We start from the raw sequence: 26,653 nt of genomic DNA, 5'->3' as shown, positions 1-26,653 counted from the left end.
CAGATCGGAAGATCTGCCGACCCTTTCTGCGGGCAGGAGACAGACATGAGTGAGCCACAGGCGGCTTCCGCTGCACAAAAACCGTCTATGCAGGACTATGAAAAGACGCTGTCGCAGAGCGCGGCCGATGTCGCCTCATTCGATACGGGCGACCAGTCGCTGCTTTATCGGATGCGGAATTTCCTGCATCATAATCCCGCAGCGGTGCCGCTGATCGTGCTCGTCCTGTCGCTGTTGATGTTTGGCATCACGCTTGGCGGAAAGTTTTTCTCCGCCTTTGCATTGACGCTCATCTTGCAACAGGTCGCCATCACCGGCATCATCGCCGTGGCGCAGACGCTTGTGATTTTAACGGCAGGTATCGATCTTTCTGTCGGTGCCATCATGGTTCTGTCATCGGTGGTGATGGGCCAGTTCACTTTCCGCTACGGTCTTCCCGCCGAACTTTCCGTTCTCTGTGGCTTTGCCACGGGTGCGCTGTGCGGCTTCATCAATGGCTTTCTGGTGGCCTATGTGCGCCTGCCACCCTTCATCGTGACGCTCGGCATGTGGCAGGTTATCCTCGCCTCCAATTTCCTCTATTCGGCCAATGAGACCATCAGAGCACAGGAAATCACGGCTGAGGCGCCAATCCTGCAATTCTTCGGCGAGAGCATCCGCATCGGCGGCGCCGTCTTTACCTATGGCGTCATTGCCATGGTGCTTTTGGTTCTGCTGTTCTGGTATGTGCTGAACCACACCGCCTGGGGACGGTATGTTTATGCCATTGGCGACGATCCCGAAGCGGCACAGCTTTCCGGTGTCTCGGTCAAGCCGATCCTCATATCGGTCTATGTGCTGGCCGGCATCATCTGCGCGCTTGCGGGCTGGGCGATGATTGGCCGCCTCGGTTCCGTTTCACCCACAGCGGGCCAGTTCGCCAATATCGAATCCATCACCGCCGTGGTGATCGGCGGCATTTCGCTCTTCGGCGGACGTGGCTCCATTCTCGGCACCATGTTTGGCGCGTTGATCGTCGGTGTGTTTTCGCTGGGGCTGCGCTTGTGGGGTACCGATCCGCAATGGACCTATCTGCTGATCGGCGTTCTCATCATTGCCGCCGTCGCCATCGACCAGTGGATCAGAAAGGCTGCCGCATGAAAACGAACACTACGCCTGTTCTTTCCGCCAAGGGGCTGGTCAAGCGCTATGGTCGCGTCACCGCCCTCGATCACGCCGATTTCGATCTGTATCCGGGCGAGATCCTCGCGGTTATCGGCGACAATGGCGCGGGCAAGTCCTCGCTCATCAAGGCGCTCTCCGGCGCGATCAAGCCGGACGAGGGCGAAATCCTGCTCGACGGCAAACCGGTCAGCTTCCACTCCCCGATGGAAGCCCGGCAGGCCGGTATCGAGACTGTCTATCAGAATCTTGCCCTTTCGCCCGCGCTTTCCATTGCCGACAATCTGTTTCTGGGCCGTGAAATCCGCCGCAAGGGACCGCTTGGCTCGCTGTTCCGCATGCTGGATCGCGGTGCGATGGAAAAGATCGCGCGCGAAAAACTGTCCGAGCTGGGCTTGATGACGATCCAGAACATCGGCCAGGCGGTGGAAACCCTTTCGGGCGGCCAGCGTCAGGGCGTTGCGGTGGCGCGCGCCGCAGCCTTTGGCTCCAAGGTGGTCATCATGGACGAGCCAACGGCGGCACTGGGCGTCAAGGAATCGCGCCGTGTGCTGGAACTCATTCAGGACGTGAAGCGGCGCGGCATGCCCATCGTGCTCATCTCGCACAACATGCCGCATGTGTTCGAGGTCGCCGACCGCATCCATATTCACCGGCTCGGACGTCGCCTGACGGTCATCGACCCGAAGGAATATTCAATGTCGGACGCTGTAGCCCTGATGACCGGTGCGATGAGCCCGAAGGAAACGGCTTAAGCTTCTGATAAGCTGACAGGACGAATCACGGAAACCGGACATGACGCCTATTGAGCGCGAAGCCCTGCCTTCGGAAATTCTTGCGCGGCTGGCGGACACCGAGGGGCGCCTGATCGTGGCCATTGCCGGCCCGCCGGGGGCCGGGAAATCGACCATTTCCGACTATCTGTTCCAGGCTATCAACAAGGGTGACGACACGCCGTCCATCGTCGTTCCCATGGACGGGTTTCATCTCGATGACGGGATTCTCGACCAGCGCGGGTTGCTGGGCCGCAAGGGCTCGCCATCCACCTTCGATTGCGCCGGATTTGCGGTGTTGCTGCAGCGTCTGAAACAGGCTGAGGGCGAAATCTTCATCCCGGTCTTTGACCGTTCTCTGGAGCTTTCCCGTGCTGCGGCATCCGCGGTCGGCCCGGAGCACCGCGTGCTTTTGGTCGAAGGCAATTATCTGTTGCTCGATCAGCAGCCATGGGCGCAGCTTGCTCCCTTTTTCGACATGACGATCTATCTGGATGTTCCTTTTCCCGAACTGGAACGCCGCCTGATTAATCGCTGGCTCAGCTTCGGCTTCGATGCCGAAACCGCCCGAAACCGCGCCCTTTCCAACGATATTCCCAATGCCGAACTGGTGGTGGCGCAATCGCGCAACGCGGATTTTGTCGTCAGGCCCGGCGCACGATAACGGGGAATTGCGCCTTTCAAGGCTTGCGAGGACGCGCTTGCGTCTGCATGATGACAAAATTCGCTTCATCAGTTTCCGACCGGAATAGTTCCCCATGACGACTTATGTTTTTGCGCCGCCCCCGCAGCCATTTTTGCCTGTGAAGGGAACGGACGCGCGTTTTCCCGTGCATCGCATTTACTGCGTGGGCCAGAACTATGCCGATCATGCCATCGAAATGGGCGGCGATCCGACCCGCAACCCGCCGTTCTTCTTCCAGAAGAACCCGGACAACCTCGTGATCGAAGGGGGTGATTTTCCTTATCCGTCGAAGACCGAGGACGTGCATCATGAGATCGAGCTTGTGGTGGCGCTGAAGGCCGGTGGCGCCGACATTGCTGTCGAAAAGGCGCTGGACCATGTTTACGGCTACGCCGTCGGCATCGACATGACGCGCCGCGACCTGCAAGCCGTGGCCAAAAAGGCCGGACGTCCCTGGGAAGTGGCCAAGGCTTTCGACCATTCCGCCCCCTGTTCGGCTATCGTACCGGTGTCGGAAGTCGGCCACCCGGAAAAGGCTGCGATTTCACTGGTCATCAATGGCGAAACCCGCCAGTCGGGCGATCTCAACCAAATGATCTGGAAGGTGGCGGAAACCATTTCCTACCTGTCTTCGCTCTTTGAGCTGCAGCCCGGTGATCTTATCTTTACGGGTACGCCCGCGGGCGTCGGGCCGGTGAAGCGCGGCGACCATCTTGAAGGCAAGGTCGACGGCGTGGCCACCCTGTCCGTGACTGTGGTCTGATTTTTTCATGTGGAGGAGCATGAATGAGCATCTATCTTCCCGATGACGTGCACGACGCTCTGGAGCGCTTCATTGCCGAAAGGCATCCCGGTCTCAACCAGACCGAGGCGACGACGCTGATCCTGCGCAAATGGCTGGTCCGCGAGGGCTATCTGCAGGCGGAGCCCGAACACGGCACGCCACCAGATGAGCTGAACGCGACTAACGACGATTGAACAAGGCAGCATTTGACCATGGCCAAGCCGCCGCCGGAAGGAGCGGGTCGCAGGACCGCGCTCGGACGACACCTTTTGATTCTGATGGTTCTGGCAATTTTGCTTGTGATCGCGCTCGTCTGGATGAGCATTTATCTCTTCGATCCAAATGGTGGTCTCGACTTCGATGATTTTGGGATTTTTGCTTTCGATTTCAATGCTGTAGATGCGATGCTGTCGCGCATTATGTGAGTGCGTGGAGCTTCTTGTTACCATTTGAAATATTCATTTTGGCGCAGCCCCGACGTTTAGCGCTTCCGTTTGCCGTCTTTTGCATGGTACATGATCCTCATCGACCGAAAGAATATTGACTGAAACGGGTGGGTTCCGATTCCCGTAAAGCCAAGAGGATCTGGATGGCATTCGAGGACATCAAGGCAGAGATTGCACTGCTTTTCGAGCAGATGGTGAATCAGCCGCAAGACGCTCATGAAATCCGTGAAACGGTTCGCGAGAAGCTCAATGCGCTGCGGGCCGCTGGTTTGCCTTTGCCCGAAGATTTGGTCGAGCTTGAAAAACGCATCGAAAAAGATTTCGATTCCTGAGAACGGATCCGCTCATGCGTCACGCGCTTTCTTTTCCCGCTGATCTGGTCCGCAAGGGCTTTGTGCTTGTCGGTTGTGCCGTGGTGCTCAGCGCCTGCAACACCACCAATGACGGCAAGCCGGTGAAAACGGCGCTGATTACGCAGACCGATGCATCCAGCCAGACCGCATCCGCAGCAGGCACGGCGACCGCCGATGCAAGCGCGGTTGCCGGAACGCAGACTGTAGCAGCCGTGACCGACCCTTCCGATCCGGTCCTGCCTGCCCGTGTTCCTGTTCCCGGCGTTCGCGGCCAGTCCGAACCGATGATGGCCTATGCCGGTGCGCAGGCCGCCGCTTCACCGGCATCCGTTGCGGCCAATATGGCTTTCGAGACGCCGGATCATGCGCCCGAAAATCTCGATGCGCTGATCACCAAATATTCCGTTGCCTATGACGTGCCGGAGCGCCTTGTACGCCGGGTGGTGCAGCGCGAAAGCCGGTTCAATCCGGCTGCGCGCAACGGGCCCTATTGGGGCTTGATGCAGATCAGCCATCCGACCGCGCGCGGTATGGGCTATACGGGATCGGCCAAGGGCCTTTTGGATGCGGAAACCAATCTGAAATATGCGGTTCGTTATCTATCCGGCGCTTATAAGGTGGCGGATGGCGATGAGAGCCAGGCAGTTCGCTATTATGCGCGCGGCTATTACTACGACGCCAAGCGCAAGGGAATGTTGCAGGAAACCGGCCTCGACGGAAGCTGGAAGCGCAAGGGCCCGACCCGTGATGCAGCCGCTTCCATCCAACCGGCGTCCTTGCCGGAAGGCGGAGCAGCACCGCTCCCCGGCGTTGCGCCAGTTCAGGCCTCCTACACACCGGCAGCGCAATAATTTCGTATCAACCAACTGTCATCTTGACGCTGCAAAGTGATGGCAGTTTCCTGTTGAGAGCGCATCCCGAAAAGTGTGAAACGGTTTTCGGAAAAGATGCGCGTTAAAACAAAGGACCAGAGCGCCGATCTGATTCAATCAGTTCGAAACGCGCTCTGGAACCGAAGACAGGGAAATTCTATGAATGTAAGGCTGCCTCATCCAGTCAAATGGAAATATGACCGGGCCGAACTGTGGGCCGATGGCGTCATCCATGTGCTGGGTGTCGGGTTGGCGTTTGCTGGCGCTATTGCCATGCTGGTTTATTTCCTGCCGAACATGCCTGCGGCGACCTCGATTTCGTCGGGGGTCTATCTCGCGAGCCTTCTGGCTGCGCTCGGAATTTCAGCCGTCTACAATATCTGGCCGGTTTCGCCGACCAAATGGTTTCTGCGCCGTTTCGACCATTCGGCGATTTATCTTCTCATTGCCGGAACTTACACGCCTTTCGCCGTACATATGGGGGATCGCGCGCTGCCGTTGCTTCTCTTTGTCTGGGGCGTGGCTTTTATTGGCATCATGCTGAAACTGTTTATGCCGGGGCGTTTCGACCGGCTGTCGATCTTGCTTTATCTGGCGCTCGGCTGGAGCGGGGTGATGGTCTATGACACGATGGTGCAGTCGCTGCCGCCTGCGGTCTTCTGGCTGATTGCAGCCGGTGGTATGGTCTACTCGCTGGGTGTGATCTTCCATGTCTGGGAGCGCTTGCGATTTCAGAATGCCATCTGGCACGGTTTTGTCGTGGTGGGCGCGGCGCTGCATTATTGCGCGGTGTTGTTCGTTGGCGCGTGGAATTAACGAAAAGGGCGGCGTCGCGGATTCAGTTTATGACGTGCCGAAAATGGTGGTTTGCGAGAACCGGAGCGGAATTTACTTTAAGGTACATGAGCACCGGAAGCGCAGAAGTGTGCCATTTGCAGGCCGTCAGAAACTGAATCCTAATGGAAGTCGCGTGAGTTCGGCATAATCCTCACATTGCGCGGATGATGAGCCGTCTGGGATGGAGCGACGAGGCGCTGTGTTTCGCGCCCGCTCATTTCGATCAATGCTGCCGAACGGTCCTGCAACTTTGACGCCACCAGATGCACGACCCCTTCGGGGCTGCGCTGGATGCGGCCTTCGATATGGATCAACCGCGCGCCCATCACTTCGCGGCGAAACGCTTTCATGATCTTCGCCCAGACGACAATATTGGCAATGCCGGTTTCATCCTCGATGGTGAGGAAAACCACGCCTTTGGCACTGCCGGGGCGCTGGCGCACGGTGACGACGCCTGCCACTTTCATGCGGCGTCCGTCGGCGCCTTCCTGCACCGCGCGACAGGTGGAAACGCCTTCCGCTGCCAGTCCCTCGCGCAGATATTGCAGCGGATGCCCTTTCAGCGAGAGCCGTGTCGTCTCGTAATCGGCAATCACATGTTCGGATGCGGCCATTTCAGGAAGCTTCGTGCGCGGCTCGTCCGCCAGCTCGCTGGTTGCGGCGGCACGGAAAAGCGGCAGCGTTTCGTCATTGGGCAGACGGCGCACGGCCCACAGTGCTGCACGGCGGTCGATATCGAGTGAGCCGAAGGCATCGGCATCGGCCAAAAGCGTGAAGGCGCGGCGGTCGAGCCGGAGCCGTCGATGCATGTCCTCAATGGTGCGGTAAGGTTCCTGCCGGTCTGCAATCAGGAGCTCGGTATCCCGTTTGGAAAAGCCGTCGATCTGCCGGAAGCCGAGCCGCAGCGCCGGTCGGATATCGAGCGTATCCTCCAGAATATTATCCCAATGGCTGACGTTCACATCGACAGGCAGCACCGTCACGCCATGTTCGCGCGCATCGCGTATGATTTGGGCGGGAGCATAAAAACCCATAGGCTGGGAATTGAGAAGCGCTGCGGCGAATACTTCCGGATGGTGGCACTTTATCCATGCCGAAATATAGACCAGATGCGCAAAGCTTGCCGCATGGCTTTCGGGGAAGCCATATTCGCCGAACCCCTTGATCTGGTTGAAGCAGTTTTCGGCAAAGCTCCGATCGTAGCCACGACTGACCATGCCGTCGATCATCTTCTTCTCCATCGTGTGGATGGTGCCCATCTTGCGGAAAGTGGCCATGGCGCGGCGCAACTGGTTGGCTTCATCCGGTGTGAATTTTGCGGCCTCCATGGCTATGCGCATCGCCTGTTCCTGAAACAGCGGCACCCCTTTGGTCTTGCCGAGAATTTGTAGCAACTCGTCGGGTGGCCCATATTCCGGCGCTGGCGATGGCAAGGTGCAGGGTTCTTCATTGTTTCGCCGCCGCAGATAGGGATGGACCATGTCGCCCTGAATGGGGCCGGGCCGTACGATGGCGACCTCGATGACGAGATCATAGAACTCACGCGGGCGCAGGCGCGGCAGCATGTTCATCTGGGCGCGGCTTTCCACCTGAAAAACACCGAGTGAATCCCCTTTGCACAGCATGTCATAGACAGTTTGGTCTTCGCGAGGCAGGTTGGCCAGTGCCAGCTTTTCTCCGCGGTAAAGCTGCGGCTTATGCTGGTGAATGAGGTCGAAGGCCTTGCGGATGCAGGTGAGCATGCCGAGCGACAGCACATCCACCTTCATCAGTCCCACCTCGTCGATATCGTCCTTGTCCCACTCAATGAACGATCGCTTGTCCATCGCCGCCGGGCCAATGGGCACGGTTTCGTCCAGCCGGTCACGGGTGAGCACGAAGCCGCCGACATGCTGCGACAGATGACGTGGAAAGCCGATCAGCGTAATGGCGAGTTCCACCGCGCAGCGGATGATGGGATTGTCGGGATCAAGCCCCGCCTGTCTTATATGCTGCTTGTCGATGCCACCGCCCGATATGCCCCAGACCGTATTGGCAAGCACTGCTGTTACGTCTTCGGTCAGCCCCAGCGCCTTGCCCACATCGCGGATCGCACTGCGGGAACGATAGCTGATGACCGTTGCGACAATGGCTGCGCGATCTCTGGTGTAGCGCTCATAGACATATTGCATCACCTCTTCGCGGCGCTCATGCTCGAAATCGACGTCGATATCCGGCGGCTCCTGGCGCTCGGCGGAGATGAAGCGTTCGAACAGGAGATCGACCTGTGTCGGGTCCACACCGGTGACGCCAAGGCAGAAGCATACGACGGAATTGGCGGCTGAACCGCGCCCCTGACATAGAATGCCTTTCTCGCGGGCATAGCTCACAATGTCATAGACGGTGAGAAAATAAGCCGCATATTGCAGCTTCTCGATCAGCGCCAGCTCCTTATGGATCAGTGTCTGTACTTTTGGCGGTATGCTGTCCGCGCCGTAATGACGGGCGGCACCTTCCCAGGTGAGATCATGCAGATGCTGTTGCGCTGTCTTGCCGGGCGGGATGGGTTCATCGGGATAGGCATATTTCAGCTCATCAAGCTGGAAGGTAATGGGCGCGACGAAATCGGCGGTTGCCGCGACGGCTTCAGGATAATCGCGGAACAGCCGCAGCATTTCCTTTGGCGGTTTGATGTGGCGTTCGGCATTTTTCTCGAGAAGCCGGCCGGCATCGAAAACTGTCGTGTGATGGCGCGTGGCCGTCAGCACGTCCTGAAGTGCGCGGCGGTCGGGGTGATGATAGAGCGCGTCATTGGTGGCGAGCAGCGGCACATTGGCTTCCGTTGCAAAACGGGCGATCCGCTCTGCGCGGCGTCCGTCATGGCCCTGATGCGGCATGGCGAGCGCCAGCCAGACCGAGCCGGGGGCAGCTTGCGCAATCTCCGTCAGACGTGCGGCAAAATCCGGCTGGTCGTCGTCAGGCGGAAAGACAGCGATCTGGAACTGTCGGGCGCGAAACAGCAGGTCGCTCCATTCGAGATGGCATTCCCCCTTGATGGCGGCGCGTGTCTTGCCCTCCGTCAGCAGGCGGCATAATTGCCCATAGGCCGGGCGATCACGCGGATAGACGACCATATCCGGCGTGCCGTCGGTGAATGACAGACGGCAGCCGATGAAAAGCCGGAAATCGCAAGTCTTGCGAAAATCCTTCCATGCCGCATGTGCCCGCACCACACCGGCCAGCGTGTTGCGGTCGGCAATGCCGATACCCGACAGGCCAAGCTCATGCGCACGCAATACCATTTCCTGCGGATGCGAAGCGCCGCAAAGGAAGGAAAAATTGCTGGCAGCAGCCATTTCGAAATAATGAGCCATCACGCGAACAGTCCATGCAGAAACCAGCGAGGATGATTGGCACCGTCATAAAGCCCCTCGCGGAAAATCCAGAAGCGCTGGCCGTTTTCGTCTTCCACCCGGTAATAATCGCGCAGTTGCGGAACGTCCTGACCGATTGTGCGCCACCATTCCGGCTCGATCCTTTCCGGCCCTTCGGCAAGGCGCACATGGTGGCGCACCCGCCGCCACAGGAAGAACGAAGGCGGACTATCAGGCACTTCCGCCACGCTTTCGATTGGCTGTGGCGGGCAAAACAGTTTTATGGGACGGGCAGGCGGGTCACCAGGAAGTGCCGGGGAAAGCATTCGCGCGCTTTCAAAATCGGCTTCGCCCTTGCCGTCCGTGTGCAGGGCAGGGTGCAGGCCGAAGGCCCGCTCGGGAATATGCGTGTTGCGCGAAAAGGCAACGAGAACACGGTTCTGTCCAAGCCGTGCCGAAAGCCGGTCAACAAGCTGGCCGAACCCGGCTTCATCTTCCTTATGCTGGTCTAGCCCCATCTGGCGCTGGGCGATTGGCGCGCTGCGCAGCGCTGCCAGCCGGATCATGTCGAAGCCGAAACCGGCATCAAGTGGGGAGGTCAAGGCCTTGAGCCTTTCACGCGCAAGGCGCAGGAAGACCTTGTCGTTGCGCAAAGGCTGGCCGGTCTCAATGTGGATATGGCGCACTTCGCCATCGACACGGAAGAAGGAGGCTTCAATCAGAAGTGCGCCTTTGCCCTCCGGTTCAAGCTGCGTAAAAAGCTCCTGTGCCAGTTCCTGCAAGATGTGTTCGACCAGTTCCATCGCGGTGATCGGTTCTGACATGCGGCGCTCGACGCTCCTGAGCGGCATGATGCGCAAGGGTGAAATTGGTGCGCGCTCGCGCCGCGTCAGCCGGTCGAGCCGGATCGCAAGATCGGTGCCGAAACGGGCGGTGAGTGCAGCACGCGGAAGCTCCATCACATCGCCGATGCGTTTCAATCCGGCGCGCTTGAGACCGGTTTCCGTGGCCTGTGTCAGTTCAAGCGCGGAGAGCGGCAGACGGGGAAGCAGCCGGTCGGCCTCCGCTTTGCTGAAAACACCGCCCTTGGAGCCCCGCGCCAGAAGCCGCGCGGCAAAACTGTTATCGGCAATCGCCGCCTGTACGCCAAGCCCGGCTCGTTCCAGACGCCTGACCGCGTCTGCACGCATGGTGTCGAGCCCGCCAAAAAGATGCGCGCAGCCGGTTATGTCGAGCATCAGCCCATGCGGCTGGTCGAAGGCGACAAGCGGCGTGTAGCGTTCGCACCAATGAGCAAGACGCTTGAGCAATGCCGTATCATGTTCCGGTGCCGCCGCTGCTACTTCTAGCCTTTCCACACGGGCGCGTGCATCCGTCAGCGCCATGCCGGGAAAAAGACCAAGCTTTGCCGCTGCTGCATCCACCGCCGTCAGGCGCAGCGCATTGGCCGTGCGCTCGGTCACGATTAAAGGCAGGCGCGGCTTTCCGTCAGGCGGAGCGCTGCTGCGAAGCCGGTCGGTCGGCAGAAACGGAAACCAGAGGGCGAGAAACAGACGTTCTGCCATCCCGTTCGTTTGCACTAAATTTCTGGGTTTCATTGTTCCATTCCATGATCCACTGCCCGCATGTGCCGTGGCGATTGCGTTCCAGAACCGCCGAAAAGACAGGCTTGCCGGGTGCGTTTGCTCCGCTTGAACGGGATGGCGCGGGGGCCACCCGCCAGCGACTGACCGCTGCGCTCTGCACGCCCGTGCGGTGGCTCCTGAGCAGAATGACGGGCAGTTGTGCGGTTTCGGTTGCAAGTAACAGGCGACGCGAGGCGGTCAGGTCGAGACATTTCGGCTGGCCTGTCACGGAGGCGACGACGCCGGAAACAAGATGCGATGCCTTGCTGCCACTTCCGGCTTCCAGCGCATCGTTTGCCGCCTTCAGGACATCCTGTGCCGTGGGGCAGTGTACGATCAGAAGTCGCGACGGATCGATCCCGAAGGCATGAAGTCCCGGCGGATAAAGTCCGCCATACTCGCTTGATGCCCGTTCTTCCTCAATCCAGATAATCGGGCGCCGGGGGGCTGTGGTACGTTCTGCGGCGCGGACGGCAAAGGCGAGGGCAAAGCCGGTCGCGGCCATGTGCGCGCCAGGGTTTTCGGCAAAAACCTCATGCAGCGCATCGCCTCTAAGGCCATGCGGAAAGGCTGCATCGGTTCCGGCATGGCCGAGCGTGAAACTGCGCGCCCGCCCGAAGCCCGTTTGCCCCTGATTTGCAAAACTACCTTGCTGATCATTGCCTTCAATGGTCATAACCATGCGCCGCAGCGCCGCGATGTCGATGCCGCTCACGTCTAGATTCCATCTTTTGTTCTCTATATGTTCCAGTATTGAATCGAGTTAGGCAAGAGTCAAGCGGGATCATCTGTGGGCAAATGTGGATAGAAAAATGCTCCCGTGAGAGGGAGCATCATTGTGATGGGCGATTAGCTTAGGCGGCTTGCTTGAATGGCACGCCTGCCAATTGTGCCAGATGGCCGGGAAGGTCTGTGCCTTCACCTGCCGCATTGATGGTGTCAAAATAGTCATGCCATCCGGTGGCAGTGATTCCGGCAATAAGCATGTCGAGAGCAGCTTCGTCCGGGAAACGCCAGATGGCGAAAAAACTTTGGTTGGGCGCAAAAGGCTTTGTGGCGTCGACAGGACCTAATGCCAAAGCTTCGATACCGAGAGCCCCAAGACCGCTCATACCCGCGCCAACTTTCTCAAAGAAGGCCTGCCTGCCTTCAGCATCGAGCGCATACCAGCTCGATTTCGGCGAATAAAGTTCGGCGAGGTAATGGGTCATGTCATATCCTTTAGGGTTTCATTGATCTTGAAAGAGCGACCGGTATCGGTGCGGCTCCAGATGCGGCGCAGCAAGGTGCTGAGGAGTTGCTGTTCGCCCGATGAGAGATCGCTCATCAGGTTTGCAATCCATGTGGTATGTTCTTCAAAAAGCTGTTGTGCCAGCAGCGAACCTTCAGATGTCAGCCGGACAGTCAGCTTGCGGCGGTCCTCGCTATCCGCATGACGCTTGAGGAAACGATCCCGCTCCAGCCCGTCCAACAGGCCGGTGATGGTGGCGCGCGTCACGCCCGCGCGCTCTGAAAGCTCATGCGGCGAGAGACCGTTGGGCGCATTCTGCAACAGAAACAGCAGGATAAATTTGCCTTCGGAAAGCTTGTGCGGTGCAAGCCTGTTGGCACAATCCCGGTCAATGGCCGCAGCAAGCGACAAGACTTCAAAGCAGGCTTTCAGCGCGTCGGTGGACGGGCTGTGCCGGCGTTCCATTTCGCTCAGAAGGGCGTGGTGTTTTTGTTCGATTATTTCCATACGGCGACATATAATATGGGGCCGTATTAATTGCAAGTGATTTTGATTCCTTGAGCGACTATCGGTATGGCTTGATGGTTATACTTATGCGGTTTATATATGTTTCGTATATGAATCGTATAATCTGGACAATGCTTATGGGTATCGTGAAAATCGGCGACGAACTGCATGAGGAACTGCGCAAGGCGAGTGACGTCATGTGTCGTTCGATCAACGCACAGGCCGAATACTGGATGAAGATCGGCATGCTGGCGCAGTCTCATCCCGATCTGTCGTTCAACGAGATCGTACAGATGCAGTTGCGTGCAGCACATGTTGAAATGCCGGTTCTGGTGTTACAGTCATCATGACCAAGACCCCTGCTGAGCTGGAAAAAATGGCGGCATCCGGCGCGCTGCTCGCCTCCGTTTTTGCACTTATCGACCGCATGCCACTGGCGGGCATGACCACGATGCAGGTCAATGATCTGGTCGAGGACTACATTACCCGCGAATTGCAGGCGCGGCCTGCAAGCAAGGGGCAATATGATTTTCCCTATGTGCTGAATGCCTCAAAGAATGAGGTTGTCTGCCACGGCATACCGTCGGATGATGAAATCATCGCCAATGGTGAGATCATCAATTTTGATATTACGCTGGAAAAGGATGGCTATATCGCTGATTCCAGCAAGACCTATATGGTCGGTGACGTTGCTCCCTTTGCCTCGCGGCTGGTCCGTGTGACCTATGAAGCCTTGTGGAAGGGGATTGCTGCCGTGCGACCCGGCGCAACTTTGGGGGACGTCGGCCATGCCATCGAGCGCCATGCCAAGCGCCATGATTACAGCGTCGTGCGGGAATATTGCGGCCACGGTATCGGTCGCGAGATGCATGAGGAACCGCAGGTTCTGCATTTCGGCAAGCCGGGCACTGGCGTTCGTCTCCGCGAGGGCATGGTGTTCACCATCGAGCCGATGCTCAATCAGGGAACGGCCAAGGTGAAGACCGAAAAGGACGGCTGGACGGTGGTGACGCGTGACGGAAAACTGTCAGCGCAGTTTGAACATACGGTCGCTGTCACCTCTAAGGGCGTGCGGGTGCTGACCTTACGTCCCGGTGAGGGAAAGATGTTGGCGGGTATAAAACACGCCGCTTGAATCTCATGGGATTCTGCCGGTCATCCAGAGCAGAAAGACAATGGTTCCACCTAAGCTCAGTCCAGCGGCGAGAATGGTTCCGACGATGACAGGTGCGAGTTTCAGGACCGAAATATGGGGCGTTATTTCCAGCCGGAAATTCGTCCTGATCTTTTCAGGGGTCAGGCAGGTGATTTCGTAATCGCCGGGCGTCGTGCAGTCGAAATAACCCAAGGCGTGAGAAGCATTGCCGCGCATATCCGTCCGCCGGACACTCAACAGAAAACGGCTTATGGAATGATAGGCAATCGGGATGCCGGTCGCGCGCGCCTTGATGGCAAATTGCGTTGAGAAATAGGCTGTTCCTGTGAGAACGGTAAACGGCGGAAACATGATGCTGATCGCGTATCGCCCGGCTCTTGGCAAAGGAAAGATATGTGGCCGGTCGTTACCCGCAAATTGGTGGCGGACATTCGGCGCGATCACTTTCCACAGGATGGCAATGCAGCGCACCAGAAGATAAATGCCAAGCAGAATGCAGGCAGGCAGTGCCAGATAAAAAGACAAGATTCACGTCCTGTTCAAAAAACAAAAGCCCGCCGGAAGGCGGGCTTTTGTCTGAATTGGATATGCTTATTTGCGATCACGTGCAGCCAGCGTCCGCAGACGCAGTGCATTGAGCTTGATGAAGCCTGCGGCGTCCTTCTGGTCGTAGGCACCCTGATCGTCTTCAAACGTCACGAGCTTGTCGGAATAGAGCGACTTGTCCGATTCGCGGCCGATCACCATCACATTGCCCTTGTAGAGCTTGAGCGTGACTTCGCCCTCGACATGGCGCTGGCTGTGATCGATGGCGGCTTGCAGCATTTCGCGTTCCGGCGAGAACCAGAAGCCGTAATAGATCAGTTCGGCATAACGCGGCATCAACTCGTCTTTGAGGTGCGCCGCACCGCGGTCGAGCGTGATCGATTCGATGGCGCGGTGTGCGGCCAGCAGGATCGTGCCGCCCGGCGTTTCGTAGACACCACGCGACTTCATGCCGACGAAACGGTTTTCAACCAGATCAAGGCGACCAATACCGTTGTCGCGGCCATAATCGTTGAGCTTGGCAAGCAGCGTTGCAGGCGACAGGCGCTCGCCGTTGATCGAAACGGCATCGCCCTTTTCAAAGCCGATCTTGATGATCGTTGCCTTGTCGGGAGCGGTTTCCGGCGAGATGGTGCGCATATGCACATATTCCGGAGCCTCGACAGCCGGATCTTCCAGCACCTTACCCTCGGACGAGGAGTGCAGCAGGTTGGCGTCGACGGAGAACGGCGCTTCGCCCTTCTTGTCCTTGGCAACCGGAATCTGGTGCTGTTCGGCGAATTCAAGCAGATGCGTGCGGCTCTTGAACGACCAGTCGCGCCATGGGGCGATGATCTTGATGTCCGGGTTTAGCGCATAGGCTGAAAGCTCGAAGCGAACCTGGTCGTTGCCCTTGCCGGTCGCGCCATGCGCGATGGCGTCGGCGCCGGTCTTTCTGGCGATGTCGATCAGGTGCTTGGAGATCAGCGGGCGGGCAATCGAAGTGCCGAGCAGATAGACGCCTTCATAAACGGCATTGGCGCGGAACATCGGGAAAACGAAATCGCGCACGAATTCCTCGCGCACGTCCTCGATGAAGATTTCCTTGATGCCCAGCATTTCTGCCTTCTTGCGGGCCGGTTCAAGTTCTTCGCCCTGGCCGAGGTCGGCGGTGAAGGTCACAACTTCTGCACCGAGTTCCGTCTGCAGCCACTTCAGGATGATCGAGGTGTCGAGGCCGCCCGAATAGGCGAGAACGACTTTCTTAACGTCTTTCCACTTGCTCATAATAAACTTCCGTATCATCAGGCGCTCCAGAGCGGCGCCCAGAATTTATCCGTAGTTCTTTTATCAGTTGCCAAGCAGCGTGCAAGCCGAAGGGCTGCGACTTATCGCTAAAACTCATGCCTATTACGCGATCTGCGGTTCGCCGACTTCATACACAACCAGATTGCGGCTGCCGATACCAAGTTCAGGCCAAGCCGCGCGCCAATCGGAAATATGGGGCGAGGCGAAATGCCGGTCGAGCGAAGCGCGGTCGCGCCAGAATTCCTTGACGTGGATCAGGCTCGGCTCCAGCACGTCCTCGGCATAGCCATAGTCGACGCAGCCGTCCTCTGCCCGGCTGGCTATGATCATGCGTTGCATGGCCTCGCGCGCTTTTACGAGGTTTTCCGGCGGCAGGCGAACAGTACCTACGATCAGCAGCATTTTTGTCTCCCTTCGACTGTTGGAGCATAATCCGACCGGCGTGAAACGCGGTTCGACAAGATTATGCTTTGGAAAGAAAATTAGAGCGCCAACCTGATGCAATCGAAAGGCGCTCTAGCCAGTTTCATTTACCCGGAAATTATTCTAGCGTGCGGCATCTCTTGGAGCACATTTCGATGTCTTTTCTGACAAACCTGACCTTCATCCCCGAATGGACGATTTTTGTCCAATTCGCGATAGCAACCGCGATCCTTTCCATTACACCCGGTCCCGACATGACGCTTTTCGTCGGGCGCGCCCTGTCCGAAGGCAAGGCCGCAGGCTTTGCCTGCATGGCTGGCGCCAGCACCGGCATCGTCATTCACACGACCATGGTGGCGCTCGGCCTTTCGGCGCTCATTCTGGCGTCTCCCGCAGCTTTTACGGCACTGAAAGTGGTGGGCGCGGGCTATCTGGTCTGGCTGGCCGTGCAGGCGGTCCGTAAGGGATCGGCCTTCTCGCCGGAAAAGAATGGCGGTAAAAAGCACACGCTGTTCCAGAACTGGCTGACCGGTCTCGGCATCAACCTACTGAACCCGAAGATCATCCTGTTCAACATGACCTTCCTGCCGCAGTTCGTTTCTGTGGACGATCCTCACGCCATGGGAAAATTGTTCTTCCTCGGCCTGTCGTTCATTCCGATGGCCTTGCCCTTCACCATTCCGATGGTGGTGGCGGCAGATCGTTTTGCCGGGCTTCTGAAAAAGAACCCGACCGTAACGCGCATTGTTGACTGGATGTTTGCGGGCGTCTTCTCAGCCTTCGCGCTGAAGATCATCACCGCGCAGGCGAAATAGATCGCGGTCAGTTGACCGGGCGGGATAAAAGCCGCCCGGCATTGCGCCCGGCCAGCAGCCAGTAGACGAAGCTGCCGACAACACCGGCTCCTGCGATGGCTGCGATCCAGAGCGAACTTTCCGGCACGCTTCTGCCATCGCTGAACGGAAGCGACGCGCCTGCTGCGGCAAGTCCGATCAGGGCTCCTGCAACACAGTAGAACAGCGACGACTTGTAACCGCGTGCTTCTGCAAGAAGGATCAGGATGAGGGCGGGTACAAAACTGAACCCGCCAGCCAAAACCGAAACAACAAAACCGCCGACGAAGACAGCGCTCCAGAAGCTGGTTGCAGCAAAGAACGAACCAGCATCCGCATCGCTCGCCATCATAACGAAATCGTTCATGAATGAATCGACGCCCAGGGTGCGGAAGAGGACGGCAGCCAGAAACCAGCCTGCCGTCAAGAGGCCGCAGCAATAGCCGAATACCACGATGACAAAGCGCATTATGTAGTCAAAAGTATCGTTCAAGCGTGCTCACCCATCGGCTTATTCACCGTGTCCGGCGATCATCATGGCTTCGAGTGCAAGGCGTTCGCTCTTGCGCATGCGTTCGGATTCCGACTTAAGCTGGCCGCAGGCGGCAAGGATATCGCGACCGCGTGGGGTGCGGATCGGTGATGCATAGCCTGCCGCGTTCACATAATCGGCAAACTTCTCGATCTGCTCCCACTCCGAGCACTGGTAATTTGTGCCGGGCCACGGATTGAACGGGATCAGGTTGATCTTGGCCGGGATGCCCTGCAAAAGCTTCACCAGAAGCTTGGCGTCCTCAAGGCTGTCATTGATGTCCTTCAGCATCACATATTCGAAGGTGATGCGCTTGGCGTTCGACAGACCGGGATATTCGCGGCAGGCCTTGATAAGCTGTTCCAGCGGATATTTCTTGTTGATCGGCACCAGAATGTCGCGCAACTCGTCGCGCACGGCATGCAGCGAAATGGCGAGCATGACACCGATCTCATCGCCGGTGCGATAGATTTCCGGTACGACGCCGGAGGTCGAAAGGGTGATGCGGCGTTTGGAAAGAGACAGGCCGTCGCCATCGGAGGCGATCAGCAGGGCCTTCTTCACTTCCTCGAAATTATAGAGCGGCTCGCCCATGCCCATCATCACGATGTTGGTGATCTTGCGGCCTTCGGCGGGAACCATTGCGCCGTCGGGCGTGTCCTTGTCCGGGAAATCGCCGAGCCGATCGCGGGCGGTCAAGAGCTGCGCCAGAATTTCTTCGGAGGTAAGGTTACGCACCAGCTTCTGCGTGCCGGTATGGCAGAAAGAGCAGGTGAGCGTGCAGCCGACCTGCGATGAAACACACAGCGTTCCTCGGCCTTCTTCAGGAATATAGACGCTTTCGATTTCGACCGGACGGCCTGCGCCGCGCGGCGGAAAACGGAACAGCCATTTGCGGGTGCCGTCCTGCGAAATTTGTTCTTCGACCACTTCCGGGCGCGCAATGGTAAAATGCTGCGCCAGCATGGCACGCAGATCCTTGGAAATATTGCGCATGTCGGCAAAATCGGAGACGCCGCGCACATAGAGCCAATGCCAGAGTTGGCTGATGCGCATCTTCACCTGACGCTCGGGCACGCCGGCCTTGATCAGCGCTTCGGCCATTTCCTCGCGCGACATGCCGATGAGTGACGGCTTTGCCTCTAGGCTGGCGCGCGCATGCCGGGCAAGCTGGTCGCGCGTATCATCAATGGTAAGGTCGAACGAAATGGACATCTGTTTTCAACTGTTGGAGACGACGGCTGAAGCGCGTCGATAAGCTTCGCCAGATGATCTGGCCCGAATTCATGGATAAATAGGGTCCGGCGCTTGGCTTTGCGACCCTGTTGCGCGCGCTCTTAGCACACAATATCGCATTCGTCATCCAACATGAAATCCGGCCACATGAAATCCGGTCACAGGAAGTCCGGTATTCCATGCATGGCTGCGGGGATTGGAGCACAAAACAAAAAGCCGAGCACAAGGCCCGGCTTTGAAAATCTATCCGATCACAAGGATTATTTGCACTTCTGGATGGCTTTCAGCGCATCCGAAATGCCCTTCAGCGAATAGGTGTAGCTGGTCTTGGTGCCGCGTTTCGACTGTGCCTGCACCTTCATTTCCGCACCGCCCCGCATGGCTGCGACGAGCTGCGGCTCTTCCGCTGCATTTTCCATCCAGCCGGACTTGCCGTTAACGAACATGTTGAAGCTGCGGTTTCCGACGGTAACGACAACCTTGGCATTGGTGTTGAGGTCGTAACCAGCCATGAACTGTGGTTCGAACGAGATGTTCTGTCCGGGCTTCTGGCTCACGAGGAAGAAGTTATCACCGTGATCGACATTGGCCGGAGCTTTCTCGGTCGGCACGGAGAGGACGTAGCAGACCTTGCCGTTGCCCGACTTATAGCTGTACGCGCCCCAGGCATTGAACTGGCTGATCTGGCTCGGGGTTTGGGCGAGGGCCGAACCCGCCATCCCAATCATGAACACAGAAGCCGCGACGATCGATTTTCCAAGCATTGGTTTTTACCGGTTCTCTTTCGTTTGCTTCAAACTTGAATATCGGGATGCCGCCGTTCATCACGCCGTCCCGCTTAGCAGTTGCCGATTAAATTGCCTTAATCTGGGTTACCAAACGGTGAAGTTTCGAAACAAAACTTGAATGAGTAGCTAAGTCGCCCCGCCATCCCTTGGCTCCTGTTCAATTAAAAGAAAGCGGCGAGAGTGTGTTCGAGCTGACAAGCTAGCTGGGGATCAAGACAGTATCGTCAAAGGGAAATAGGGGAGAACGCGGGCCTAAGTGATGCAGATTTGCCGGAATCACATAGCTGTGATCAGCCGCCTTGTTCCCTTACGCCCTCATCCTCCAGCGCCTGTCGTGCGGCGAGCCTATGCGCAGGTGTGATATGAGCGCGAACAGCGGTGAGCGCTGCCATCAGCACGGCAACGTCGTCTGTGAAGCCGATCCCGGCCAGAATATCTGGAATAGCGTCGAAGGGCAGAACGAAATAGGCGAGCGCTGCCATCAGGGTCATGCGCACGCGGATTGGTGTCTTCTGGTCGAGCGCGCAGTAATAGGCCGCCACCACTTCATCCATGAATGGCACCATGCGACCGGCGCGGCGCGCAGCCTTCCAGAATCCGTTCTTCACCCGTTCGCTGCGTTTCTTGAATTCGCTCTCGTTGCCGGGTTCGAGGATTTCACCGATTCTGACGTCATCCATTCCTGTTCGACTCCTGCCGTCCCGATTCCGATCACCGAATGCGGGTCATGACCGGTAGGAAATGGGGAGTTTGTGTGCTTCTTGCAAGGCCATGCGGATTCCGAGCCCCGACAACCTGCAAGAAGCATCAGCTACAACGCCCGCGCCAAATCCCCAAAATACAGATTCGCCGGAAACGCCTTTGGATCGCTTCCGAAGTGTTTCTGGTGTGCGATGGTTTATTCCTGAATGAGTGGAGGTTTTGATGCATTTGACCGGTTATGGGGAAAACTTCATCCGCAGCGACCGTTCAACGCGGCTGTTTCGCGGCAACCAGTTGCTGGCCGCCGGCAGCGAAGACAATTACATCACCGTCGATCTGCTGGATGCGGGATGCTACGACGCCGCTGTCTACTTGCGGTTTCTTTTCGGTGCAGGAATTTCGCTCAACACGCTGCGCGGAACGTCCAGCCAGAACTGGATACCGATCCTGAATTTCAGGGCGGGCGAACAATGGAACGGTTATTCTGCGCTGCCCTTTGGTCAGGCAATCGGTTTCTATGACGTTCAGGCCGGGCACGTTTTCCATGCCGCCATTTCGCTTGGTGATGTCTATATCCGCGGCATCCGTGGCGGCAAACTCGGGCAGAACTGGCAGGATCGCATCAATCTTACCCGTGTTTTCCCTTATTCGAGCCGCAATCCTGACGGCAGTTTCAATTATGATCGCCGGAAGATATATGTCTATATTTCAAAGCTTTGACTGTGTCGCCGGGCCTATTCAGACTATGGCGTTCATCCTGTGTGCCAGCTTGATGTCGAGTTCTGTAACGCCGTTCTCGCTATGGGTAGCGAGCGTGACGTCGACGCGGTTGTAGACGTTGAACCATTCGGGGTGATGATCGAGCTTTTCAGCATGGAGCGCCGCGCGCGTCATGAAGCCGAAAGCGGCATTGAAATCCTTGAACTTGAAGCTTTTGGCAATTGCCTCACGTCCGTCAACCTTCTGCCAGCCCTCCAGTTCGGTCAGCGCTTCTTTCAATTCGTTTTCGGTCAGCCGATTGCGTGCCATCGTCTTTCGCCTATGTTGTGGTTCCTGAAACAACTTAGCATGAGCGTGAGAGTTCCGTGACGGTATCAGTTCCGACAAGCATTCTTTTCATTTGTGCAGGCAATATCTGCCGTTCTCCGCTTGCCGAAGGCGTTATGGGGGATGTGTTGGAAAAGCGTGGGATTCGCCACGTGTTGGTCGATTCTGCCGGAACCAACGGCTACCATACCGGCGAGGAGCCGGACGAGCGGTCCATCAGCGTTGCGGCGCGCCACGGTCTGGATATTTCCGCACAGCGCTGCCGCCAGCTTATTGCAGCCGATTTCAGCCGTTTTGACCTGATCCTTGGGATGGACCGCTACAATATGCGGATGATTGCCCAGCGACAGCCTTCAGAGGCAAGCGCACATATCGGGCTTTTCACTGAGATTGCTGAAAGACGTGCTATTGAAATCCCCGATCCCTATTATGGCGGGACCGGGGATTTTGAAAAGGTTTACCGGATGGTTCTGGCAGCTTCCATCGCGCTTGCCGACCAGTTCTGGCCTGTGCGGGATGTGGCAACCAAAGGCCAGGCTTCCTCCACAATGTAGGGTCCGCCACCGACGGAATCGCGTGATGACATCAGCACGAACCGTCCCACCTTGAAGGGCAGCGTTGCAAAGTTGCCGCGTGAAGAGAGATAACGCGCGACATCATCGATGCGGGCGTTTCTCAACCGCGCCAGCGTCACGTGGGGCGTGAACTTGCGCGGATCGGCGGGAATGTGAAGTCGCTGGCAGATACGTTCGATTTCCGCCTGCAATGCGTTGAGTTCAGGCGAGGGAGATACACCCGCATAGATGCTGTGCGGCTTCTTGGAGCCGAAAGCATTGACGCCCGACAGGTGCAGCATGAATTCGGGTCGCCGCACGCGATCAAGCGCATTGGCAATCTCGTCGGCCACATGGCCTTCCACATCTCCGATAAAACGCAGCGTTATGTGGTAGTTTTCGACATCAATCCAGCGTGCGCCGGGAAGACCGCCTCGCAACAGCGAGAGCGAAAGCGCGGCGTCGCGCGGGATTTCGAGGGCAGTGAAAAGACGCGGCATAAGGCATCCTCCTCGAAGCGTTCCATGCCAGAGCGCCGGGCATCCAAGGGATGCATAAAGGACACTCTAGCCTAGAGAGTCAGTGTATCGCACTTGTCGAATTGATTCGGTTAAGTCGATACAGACTCAGCGAATCAAAGTTTTATACCGGGAGCAAGCTGTTTATGCTCCCGACCGGCATCAGCCTCCAGATGTCCCCTTGTTTTGCATTTTTGTCAGGCTCTTTTCGATAGTGGGCATAAAGTTGGACACCATCGTTTCGACGCCCTTTTCATTGGGGTGCATTCCGTCCTCAAGCAGAAAATCCTTCTTGGTTGCTACGCCGTCGAGGAAAAACGGGTAGAGTGGCACGCCGTATTTCTGTGCCAGCTTCGGATAGATAGGGTTGAACTTGGCCGCATAGTCCTCGCCCATATTGGGTGGGGCCATCATACCGGCGAGTATGACTGAAATACCGCGCTGCTTCAGGCGTGCCAGCATCTCGTCGAGATTCTTTTCCGTAATGTCGGGTTCGATGCCGCGCAGCGCGTCATTCGCACCCAGCTCCAGGATCACGAGATCGGTATCATCGGGAACAGACCAGTCGATGCGCGAAAGCCCGCCTGTGGTCGTGTCGCCCGACACGCCTGCATTTTCGATGGAAACCTCATACCCCTTGTCATCGAGCGCCTTTTCAAGCTGTTGCGGAAAGGCGGCATTGGACGGCAGCAGATAGCCCGCCATCAGGCTATCGCCGAAGCCGACGATCTTCACCTGCGACAAGGGTTCGGTCGGCAACGCATCTTCAAGGCCGGTTGGATCTTCCTGTGCATTTGCCGCAATGATGGGGTTTGCCGCCATAAAAGACGCAATCGCCGCAAAAATCGGTAGCCATGCCGGAATTGAGAGTTTGAAACGCATCGTCGAAAACCCATATTTGAGGGGCTGTGGGCAAATCGCCCGCCGGACTTCTCTTCAATAGTTGGCGCAACATAAGTTCAAATTTGTGACGCGCTGTTTGGTTCTAAAGATTCATATAGGATAAAAACCGCGTGACGGAACAGGTTGTTGGCCCAATTATCGAACTTGAGAACGTTCATTTGACCTTGGGTCACGCCGCGTCATCGGTGCATGTGCTGAAGGGAGTTTCCCTTCATATATCGCAAGGACAGTCGGTCGGTATCGTCGGTCCGTCCGGTTCCGGCAAGTCCACGCTGCTGATGGTACTGGCTGGTCTGGAGCATGTTGATAACGGAACTGTGAAAATCGCAGGTCAGACGATCAGCCAGATGAGTGAAGATAAGGCGGCTGCTTTCCGTGGCGCCAATATCGGTATTGTGTTTCAGTCATTTCACCTCATTCCCAACATGACCGCGCTCGAAAATGTCGCTGTGCCGCTGGAACTTGCCGGGCGTAGAGATGCTTTCGATGTGGCGGAACGCGAATTGCGCGCAGTGGGCCTTGGCGAGCGTCTCACCCATTACCCCTCCGAACTGTCCGGTGGCGAACAGCAGCGCGTTGCAATTGCGCGCGCTCTTGCACCGAGCCCTAAAATCCTGATCGCCGACGAGCCGACCGGCAATCTCGATACCACGACAGGGCGCCAGATTGCTGATCTGCTGTTTGCCAAGCAGCGTGAAAACGGCCTGACCATGGTACTCGTTACGCATGACCCGGCGCTTGCGGCGCGCTGCGACATCGAAATTCCGGTGCGTTCGGGCCGGATCGAAGAGCTTGTGCAGGGCGGCTCCGTTCTCGAAACGCTGGCAGCCGGCGCATGAGTGCGGCAAAGTCGTTTTCGCTTGCTCTTCGCTTTGCGCTCCGTGAGATGCGCGGTGGCCTGTCCGGTTTTTATATTTTCCTAGCTTGTATTGCGCTCGGCGTTGCTGCCATCGGTGGCGTCAATTCGGTGGCGCGATCGGTCAGCACCGGCATTGCTTCTGAAGGCCAGAGCATTCTGGGCGGCGATGTCAGCTTCGCGCTCAACCAGCGGGAAGTGTCGGCCGAAGAGCGCGCCTTCATCGAAAAGCAGGGCAGAATGGCCGAGAGCGCCACGATGCGTTCCATGGCGCGCATGCCCGACGGTTCGGACCAGTCGCTGGTCGAGGTGAAAGCTGTCGACGCTGCCTATCCGCTCTATGGTCAGTTGAAGGTACAGCCGCAGCAATCGCTTGACCGTATGACGGCCAAGAAGGACGGTATCTATGGCGCTGCCGTCAGCCAAGACTTTCTGAACCGTATGGATCTCGCGCTTGGCGCAAAAGTGTTGCTGGGTTCGCAGATGTTTGAACTGCGGGGGCTGATCGAGAGTGAACCCGATCTGCTTTCGTCGGGCTTCAATTTCGCGCCACGCTTTCTGGTGTCGCTGGATGGTCTGCGCGCTTCCGGCCTCATCCAGCCGGGTAGCCTTGTCGATCATATCTACAAGGTTGCCCTGCCAGATGGTGCGCCCGATGCCGCAATTGCCGATGTCAGGCGACAGGCATCCGCCGATTTTCCCGATGCAGGCTGGAACATCCGCTCCCGCGCCAATGCCGCGCCCGCCCTGAGCGCCAATATCGAGCGCTTCTCGCAATTCCTCACGCTGGTGGGCCTGACAGCCTTGATCGTCGGCGGTGTGGGTGTGGCCAATGCAGTGCGCGCCTACCTCGACGGCAAGCGCGGCGTGATTGCGACCTTCAAATCGCTCGGCGCGCCTGCGCGCTTTGCTGTGCTAGTCTATCTCGTTCAGATATTGGTGATTGGCCTCATCGGTATTGTTCTCGGGCTGATACTGGCGGCCATCATTCCCTATGCGGCTGCAATCGCGCTTGCCAATTATCTGCCGGTCGCTGGCGGCGGCGGATTTTTTCCCGGTGCGCTGGCGCTTGCCACTGTCTTCGGCCTCATCACCACGCTGGCCTTCGCGATCATCCCGCTTGGCCGGGCAAGGGACATTCCGGCAACGGCGCTGTTCCGTGAACAGGGCTTTGAACAGCGGGGCTGGCCAGCCCTGTTTTACCTGAGCCTCGCCGTTCTGCTGATTGCGGCCCTGGCCGGGCTGGCGCTGTATGTCGCTTATGACCGGCGTATCGCAGCCATCTTCATCGTCTCGGCAATCGCAGCCTTCGGTGTGCTGCGGCTTGTCGCCGACGGCATTCGCTGGCTTGCCCGCCGCGCGCCCCGTGTGCGTTCCACAGCGCTCCGTCTTGCGGTCGGCAACATCCATCGTCCCGGCGCCCTTACGCCTTCCGTGGTGCTTTCGCTCGGCCTTGGCCTGACGCTGATGGTGGCGATTGCGCTGATCGATGGCAATCTGCGTCGGCAGGTCACGGAAAACATTCCGGCGCAGGCGCCCGATTTTTTCTTTGTCGATATCCAGAACCGCGATATCGGCGACTTCACCAAGCTGGTAAGCGGTATCGTGCCCGACGGGAAGCTCACCTCCGGTCCGATGCTGCGTGGACGCATTGTCGCCTTCAACGGTAAGAATGTGCGTGACATGACGATTCCGCCGGAAGCAGCCTGGGTGTTGCGCGGCGATCGCGGCATAACTTTTTCCGACACTGTTCCCGAAAACTCGACTCTGACGGAAGGCGAGTGGTGGTCCGCCGATTACAACGGCGAACCGCTGGTGTCTTTCGCCGAGCGCGAGGGCAAGGAACTGGGCCTGAAGCTTGGAGACACAGTGACGGTTAATGTGCTTGGCCGCAACATCACCGCCAAGATCGCAAGCTTCCGTCAGGTTCAGTGGGAGACACTTGCGATGAACTTCGTCATGGTGTTTTCGCCCAATACCTTTGCCGGTGCTCCTGCGACATGGCTGGCGACGCTCACCATTCCTGATAGCCAGAAAAACCTTGCGCCGGATGTGCTGCGGCAGGTCACCAAGACATGGCCCGCCGTCACGACGGTCAGCGTGACCGACGCGCTCAATGTCGCCAATGATCTGATCAGCCAGCTCGCAACCGCCATCCGTGCTGCTGCCTCCATCGCACTGGCTGCATCGGTTCTGGTGTTGGGCGGGGCGCTGGCGGCCGGTAACCGTGCCCGTGTCCACGATGCGGTTGTCCTGAAGACATTGGGCGCCACACGCGGCACGCTGATTATGGCCTATGTGCTTGAATATGTGCTGCTTGGGCTCGCCACGGCGCTCTTCGCGCTCGTCGCTGGCGGCGTGGCGGGCTGGTATGTCGTGGCGGAAATCATGAAGCTGAAAGCTAGCTTCCTGCCCGATGTTGCGCTGATGACTGTCGCCCTAGCGCTGGTGCTGACAGTTGGCTTCGGCCTCGCGGGGACCTGGCGCGTTCTCGGCCAGAAGCCCGCCCAGGTGCTCAGAACCATATGAAGCTTTTGTAATGTTGAAGCTTCACATGAGGTAACCCTTTGGATCGTATGGTAAATGCGTTTGCGCTTTCACGTCGCTGAATCACGTTTTTTTACAGGGACTACTTGTACGAAAGA

31 protein-coding genes are annotated in these 26,653 nt (G+C 57.7%); 16 read left to right on the top strand and 15 right to left on the bottom strand.

Features of this window, described 5'->3' with window-relative positions; translation table 11 throughout:
* Positions 1–45: 45 nt before the first annotated feature.
* From FJQ48_RS09990 to FJQ48_RS09950, 9 genes are all read left to right on the top strand, one after another.
* Positions 46–1,140 carry an ABC transporter permease gene (locus FJQ48_RS09990; protein WP_139974977.1) on the top strand — a complete coding sequence of 365 codons (1,095 nt, stop codon included), beginning with the start codon at positions 46–48 and terminating at the stop codon, positions 1,138–1,140.
* A complete protein-coding gene (locus FJQ48_RS09985) occupies positions 1,137–1,916 on the top strand; it encodes an ATP-binding cassette domain-containing protein (protein ID WP_139974976.1) in 780 nt (259 codons plus the stop codon). The genes FJQ48_RS09990 and FJQ48_RS09985 overlap by 4 nt, the downstream gene beginning before the upstream one ends.
* 40 nt (positions 1,917–1,956) lie before the next feature.
* Positions 1,957–2,598 carry a nucleoside/nucleotide kinase family protein gene (locus FJQ48_RS09980; RefSeq protein ID WP_139974975.1) on the top strand — a complete coding sequence of 214 codons (642 nt, stop codon included), beginning with the start codon at positions 1,957–1,959 and terminating at the stop codon, positions 2,596–2,598.
* A gap of 94 nt (positions 2,599–2,692) precedes the next feature.
* Positions 2,693–3,382, top strand: coding sequence for a fumarylacetoacetate hydrolase family protein (locus tag FJQ48_RS09975; RefSeq protein WP_139974974.1), 690 nt, complete (start codon positions 2,693–2,695; stop codon positions 3,380–3,382).
* 23 nt (positions 3,383–3,405) lie between these two features.
* The gene (locus FJQ48_RS09970; protein WP_139974973.1) at positions 3,406–3,597 is read left to right on the top strand and encodes a hypothetical protein; all 192 of its coding nucleotides are present in this window, start codon (positions 3,406–3,408) and stop codon (positions 3,595–3,597) included.
* Between the two features lie 18 nt (positions 3,598–3,615).
* Positions 3,616–3,828, top strand: a complete 213-nt coding sequence (locus FJQ48_RS09965) for a hypothetical protein (protein ID WP_139974972.1) — start codon at positions 3,616–3,618, stop codon at positions 3,826–3,828.
* A 164-nt stretch (positions 3,829–3,992) separates the two neighbouring features.
* Positions 3,993–4,181, top strand: coding sequence for a hypothetical protein (locus FJQ48_RS09960; RefSeq protein ID WP_139974971.1), 189 nt, complete (start codon positions 3,993–3,995; stop codon positions 4,179–4,181).
* A 14-nt stretch (positions 4,182–4,195) separates the two neighbouring features.
* Entirely contained in the window at positions 4,196–5,053 is an 858-nt protein-coding gene (locus FJQ48_RS09955) for a lytic transglycosylase domain-containing protein (RefSeq protein WP_139974970.1), read from the top strand.
* A 180-nt stretch (positions 5,054–5,233) separates the two neighbouring features.
* Positions 5,234–5,890 carry a hemolysin III family protein gene (locus FJQ48_RS09950; RefSeq protein ID WP_139974969.1) on the top strand — a complete coding sequence of 219 codons (657 nt, stop codon included), beginning with the start codon at positions 5,234–5,236 and terminating at the stop codon, positions 5,888–5,890.
* Positions 5,891–6,030: 140 nt separating this feature from the next.
* Here FJQ48_RS09950 and FJQ48_RS09945 read toward each other — a convergent pair whose 3' ends face one another.
* From FJQ48_RS09945 to FJQ48_RS09925, 5 genes are all read right to left on the bottom strand, one after another.
* Positions 6,031–9,264, bottom strand: a complete 3,234-nt coding sequence (locus FJQ48_RS09945) for an error-prone DNA polymerase (RefSeq protein WP_139974968.1) — start codon at positions 9,262–9,264, stop codon at positions 6,031–6,033.
* Positions 9,264–10,817, bottom strand: a complete 1,554-nt coding sequence (locus FJQ48_RS09940) for a DNA polymerase Y family protein (RefSeq protein WP_139975101.1) — start codon at positions 10,815–10,817, stop codon at positions 9,264–9,266. The genes FJQ48_RS09945 and FJQ48_RS09940 overlap by 1 nt, the downstream gene beginning before the upstream one ends.
* Complete coding sequence (locus tag FJQ48_RS09935; RefSeq protein WP_139974967.1) at positions 10,753–11,604, bottom strand: hypothetical protein; 852 nt, start codon at positions 11,602–11,604, stop codon at positions 10,753–10,755. Before FJQ48_RS09935 ends, FJQ48_RS09940 begins: the two co-directional genes overlap by 65 nt.
* A gap of 139 nt (positions 11,605–11,743) precedes the next feature.
* Entirely contained in the window at positions 11,744–12,100 is a 357-nt protein-coding gene (locus FJQ48_RS09930) for a DUF6616 family protein (RefSeq protein ID WP_139974966.1), read from the bottom strand.
* Complete coding sequence (locus FJQ48_RS09925; RefSeq protein ID WP_139974965.1) at positions 12,097–12,627, bottom strand: MarR family transcriptional regulator; 531 nt, start codon at positions 12,625–12,627, stop codon at positions 12,097–12,099. Before FJQ48_RS09925 ends, FJQ48_RS09930 begins: the two co-directional genes overlap by 4 nt.
* Positions 12,628–12,764: 137 nt before the next feature.
* Here FJQ48_RS09925 and FJQ48_RS09920 point away from each other — a divergent pair, with 137 nt between their 5' ends.
* Both FJQ48_RS09920 and map read left to right on the top strand, forming a co-directional pair.
* Complete coding sequence (locus FJQ48_RS09920) at positions 12,765–12,977, top strand: ParD-like family protein (protein ID WP_139974964.1); 213 nt, start codon at positions 12,765–12,767, stop codon at positions 12,975–12,977.
* Complete coding sequence (gene map / locus FJQ48_RS09915) at positions 12,974–13,762, top strand: type I methionyl aminopeptidase (protein WP_139974963.1); 789 nt, start codon at positions 12,974–12,976, stop codon at positions 13,760–13,762. Before FJQ48_RS09920 ends, map begins: the two co-directional genes overlap by 4 nt.
* 3 nt (positions 13,763–13,765) lie before the next feature.
* Here the strand turns inward: map and FJQ48_RS09910 are convergent, their stop codons facing one another.
* From FJQ48_RS09910 to FJQ48_RS09900, 3 genes are all read right to left on the bottom strand, one after another.
* Entirely contained in the window at positions 13,766–14,308 is a 543-nt protein-coding gene (locus tag FJQ48_RS09910; RefSeq protein ID WP_247870347.1) for a hypothetical protein, read from the bottom strand.
* Between the two features lie 66 nt (positions 14,309–14,374).
* Positions 14,375–15,595, bottom strand: coding sequence for an argininosuccinate synthase (locus tag FJQ48_RS09905; RefSeq protein WP_121996165.1), 1,221 nt, complete (start codon positions 15,593–15,595; stop codon positions 14,375–14,377).
* Between the two features lie 123 nt (positions 15,596–15,718).
* A complete protein-coding gene (locus FJQ48_RS09900; protein WP_139974962.1) occupies positions 15,719–16,018 on the bottom strand; it encodes a putative quinol monooxygenase in 300 nt (99 codons plus the stop codon).
* 176 nt (positions 16,019–16,194) lie between these two features.
* Between FJQ48_RS09900 and FJQ48_RS09895 the strand changes: the two genes are divergently transcribed.
* Positions 16,195–16,854: a LysE family translocator gene (locus FJQ48_RS09895; protein WP_139974961.1), complete on the top strand. Its 660-nt coding sequence runs from the start codon at positions 16,195–16,197 to the stop codon at positions 16,852–16,854.
* Positions 16,855–16,861: 7 nt separating this feature from the next.
* On the opposite strand, the gene FJQ48_RS09890 is transcribed toward FJQ48_RS09895, so the two are convergent.
* The 4 genes from FJQ48_RS09890 to FJQ48_RS09870 form a co-directional block, all read right to left on the bottom strand.
* Positions 16,862–17,365 carry a hypothetical protein gene (locus tag FJQ48_RS09890; RefSeq protein WP_139974960.1) on the bottom strand — a complete coding sequence of 168 codons (504 nt, stop codon included), beginning with the start codon at positions 17,363–17,365 and terminating at the stop codon, positions 16,862–16,864.
* Between the two features lie 18 nt (positions 17,366–17,383).
* A complete protein-coding gene (rlmN, locus tag FJQ48_RS09885; protein ID WP_011982317.1) occupies positions 17,384–18,619 on the bottom strand; it encodes a 23S rRNA (adenine(2503)-C(2))-methyltransferase RlmN in 1,236 nt (411 codons plus the stop codon).
* Between the two features lie 281 nt (positions 18,620–18,900).
* On the bottom strand, positions 18,901–19,404 hold the full coding sequence (locus tag FJQ48_RS09875; protein ID WP_139974959.1) for an invasion associated locus B family protein: 504 nt from the start codon (positions 19,402–19,404) through the stop codon (positions 18,901–18,903).
* A gap of 314 nt (positions 19,405–19,718) precedes the next feature.
* Positions 19,719–20,108: a YkvA family protein gene (locus tag FJQ48_RS09870; RefSeq protein ID WP_139974958.1), complete on the bottom strand. Its 390-nt coding sequence runs from the start codon at positions 20,106–20,108 to the stop codon at positions 19,719–19,721.
* Between the two features lie 244 nt (positions 20,109–20,352).
* On the opposite strand from FJQ48_RS09870, the gene FJQ48_RS09865 reads away from it, so the two are divergent.
* Entirely contained in the window at positions 20,353–20,850 is a 498-nt protein-coding gene (locus tag FJQ48_RS09865; protein WP_247870346.1) for a hypothetical protein, read from the top strand.
* An 18-nt stretch (positions 20,851–20,868) separates the two neighbouring features.
* Here FJQ48_RS09865 and FJQ48_RS09860 read toward each other — a convergent pair whose 3' ends face one another.
* A complete protein-coding gene (locus FJQ48_RS09860; protein ID WP_139974956.1) occupies positions 20,869–21,159 on the bottom strand; it encodes a 4a-hydroxytetrahydrobiopterin dehydratase in 291 nt (96 codons plus the stop codon).
* Positions 21,160–21,215: 56 nt separating this feature from the next.
* Here FJQ48_RS09860 and FJQ48_RS09855 point away from each other — a divergent pair, with 56 nt between their 5' ends.
* Positions 21,216–21,731 carry a low molecular weight protein-tyrosine-phosphatase gene (locus tag FJQ48_RS09855; RefSeq protein ID WP_247870345.1) on the top strand — a complete coding sequence of 172 codons (516 nt, stop codon included), beginning with the start codon at positions 21,216–21,218 and terminating at the stop codon, positions 21,729–21,731.
* On the opposite strand, the gene thpR is transcribed toward FJQ48_RS09855, so the two are convergent.
* Positions 21,635–22,231, bottom strand: a complete 597-nt coding sequence (gene thpR / locus FJQ48_RS09850) for an RNA 2',3'-cyclic phosphodiesterase (protein WP_139974955.1) — start codon at positions 22,229–22,231, stop codon at positions 21,635–21,637. The genes FJQ48_RS09855 and thpR overlap by 97 nt on opposite strands.
* 180 nt (positions 22,232–22,411) lie before the next feature.
* Positions 22,412–23,131, bottom strand: coding sequence for an arylesterase (locus FJQ48_RS09845; protein ID WP_139974954.1), 720 nt, complete (start codon positions 23,129–23,131; stop codon positions 22,412–22,414).
* A gap of 131 nt (positions 23,132–23,262) precedes the next feature.
* Here FJQ48_RS09845 and FJQ48_RS09840 point away from each other — a divergent pair, with 131 nt between their 5' ends.
* Both FJQ48_RS09840 and FJQ48_RS09835 read left to right on the top strand, forming a co-directional pair.
* On the top strand, positions 23,263–23,991 hold the full coding sequence (locus FJQ48_RS09840; protein WP_139974953.1) for an ABC transporter ATP-binding protein: 729 nt from the start codon (positions 23,263–23,265) through the stop codon (positions 23,989–23,991).
* Positions 23,988–26,537 carry an ABC transporter permease gene (locus FJQ48_RS09835; protein ID WP_139974951.1) on the top strand — a complete coding sequence of 850 codons (2,550 nt, stop codon included), beginning with the start codon at positions 23,988–23,990 and terminating at the stop codon, positions 26,535–26,537. The genes FJQ48_RS09840 and FJQ48_RS09835 overlap by 4 nt, the downstream gene beginning before the upstream one ends.
* The last annotated feature ends 116 nt before the right edge of the window (positions 26,538–26,653 follow it).

Source organism: Ochrobactrum sp. CGA5 (assembly GCF_006345815.1).
GTDB lineage: Bacteria > Pseudomonadota > Alphaproteobacteria > Rhizobiales > Rhizobiaceae > Brucella.
The sequence above is the reverse complement of the archived record's forward strand: the minus strand, read 5'-3'. Positions and strand labels throughout refer to the sequence as shown.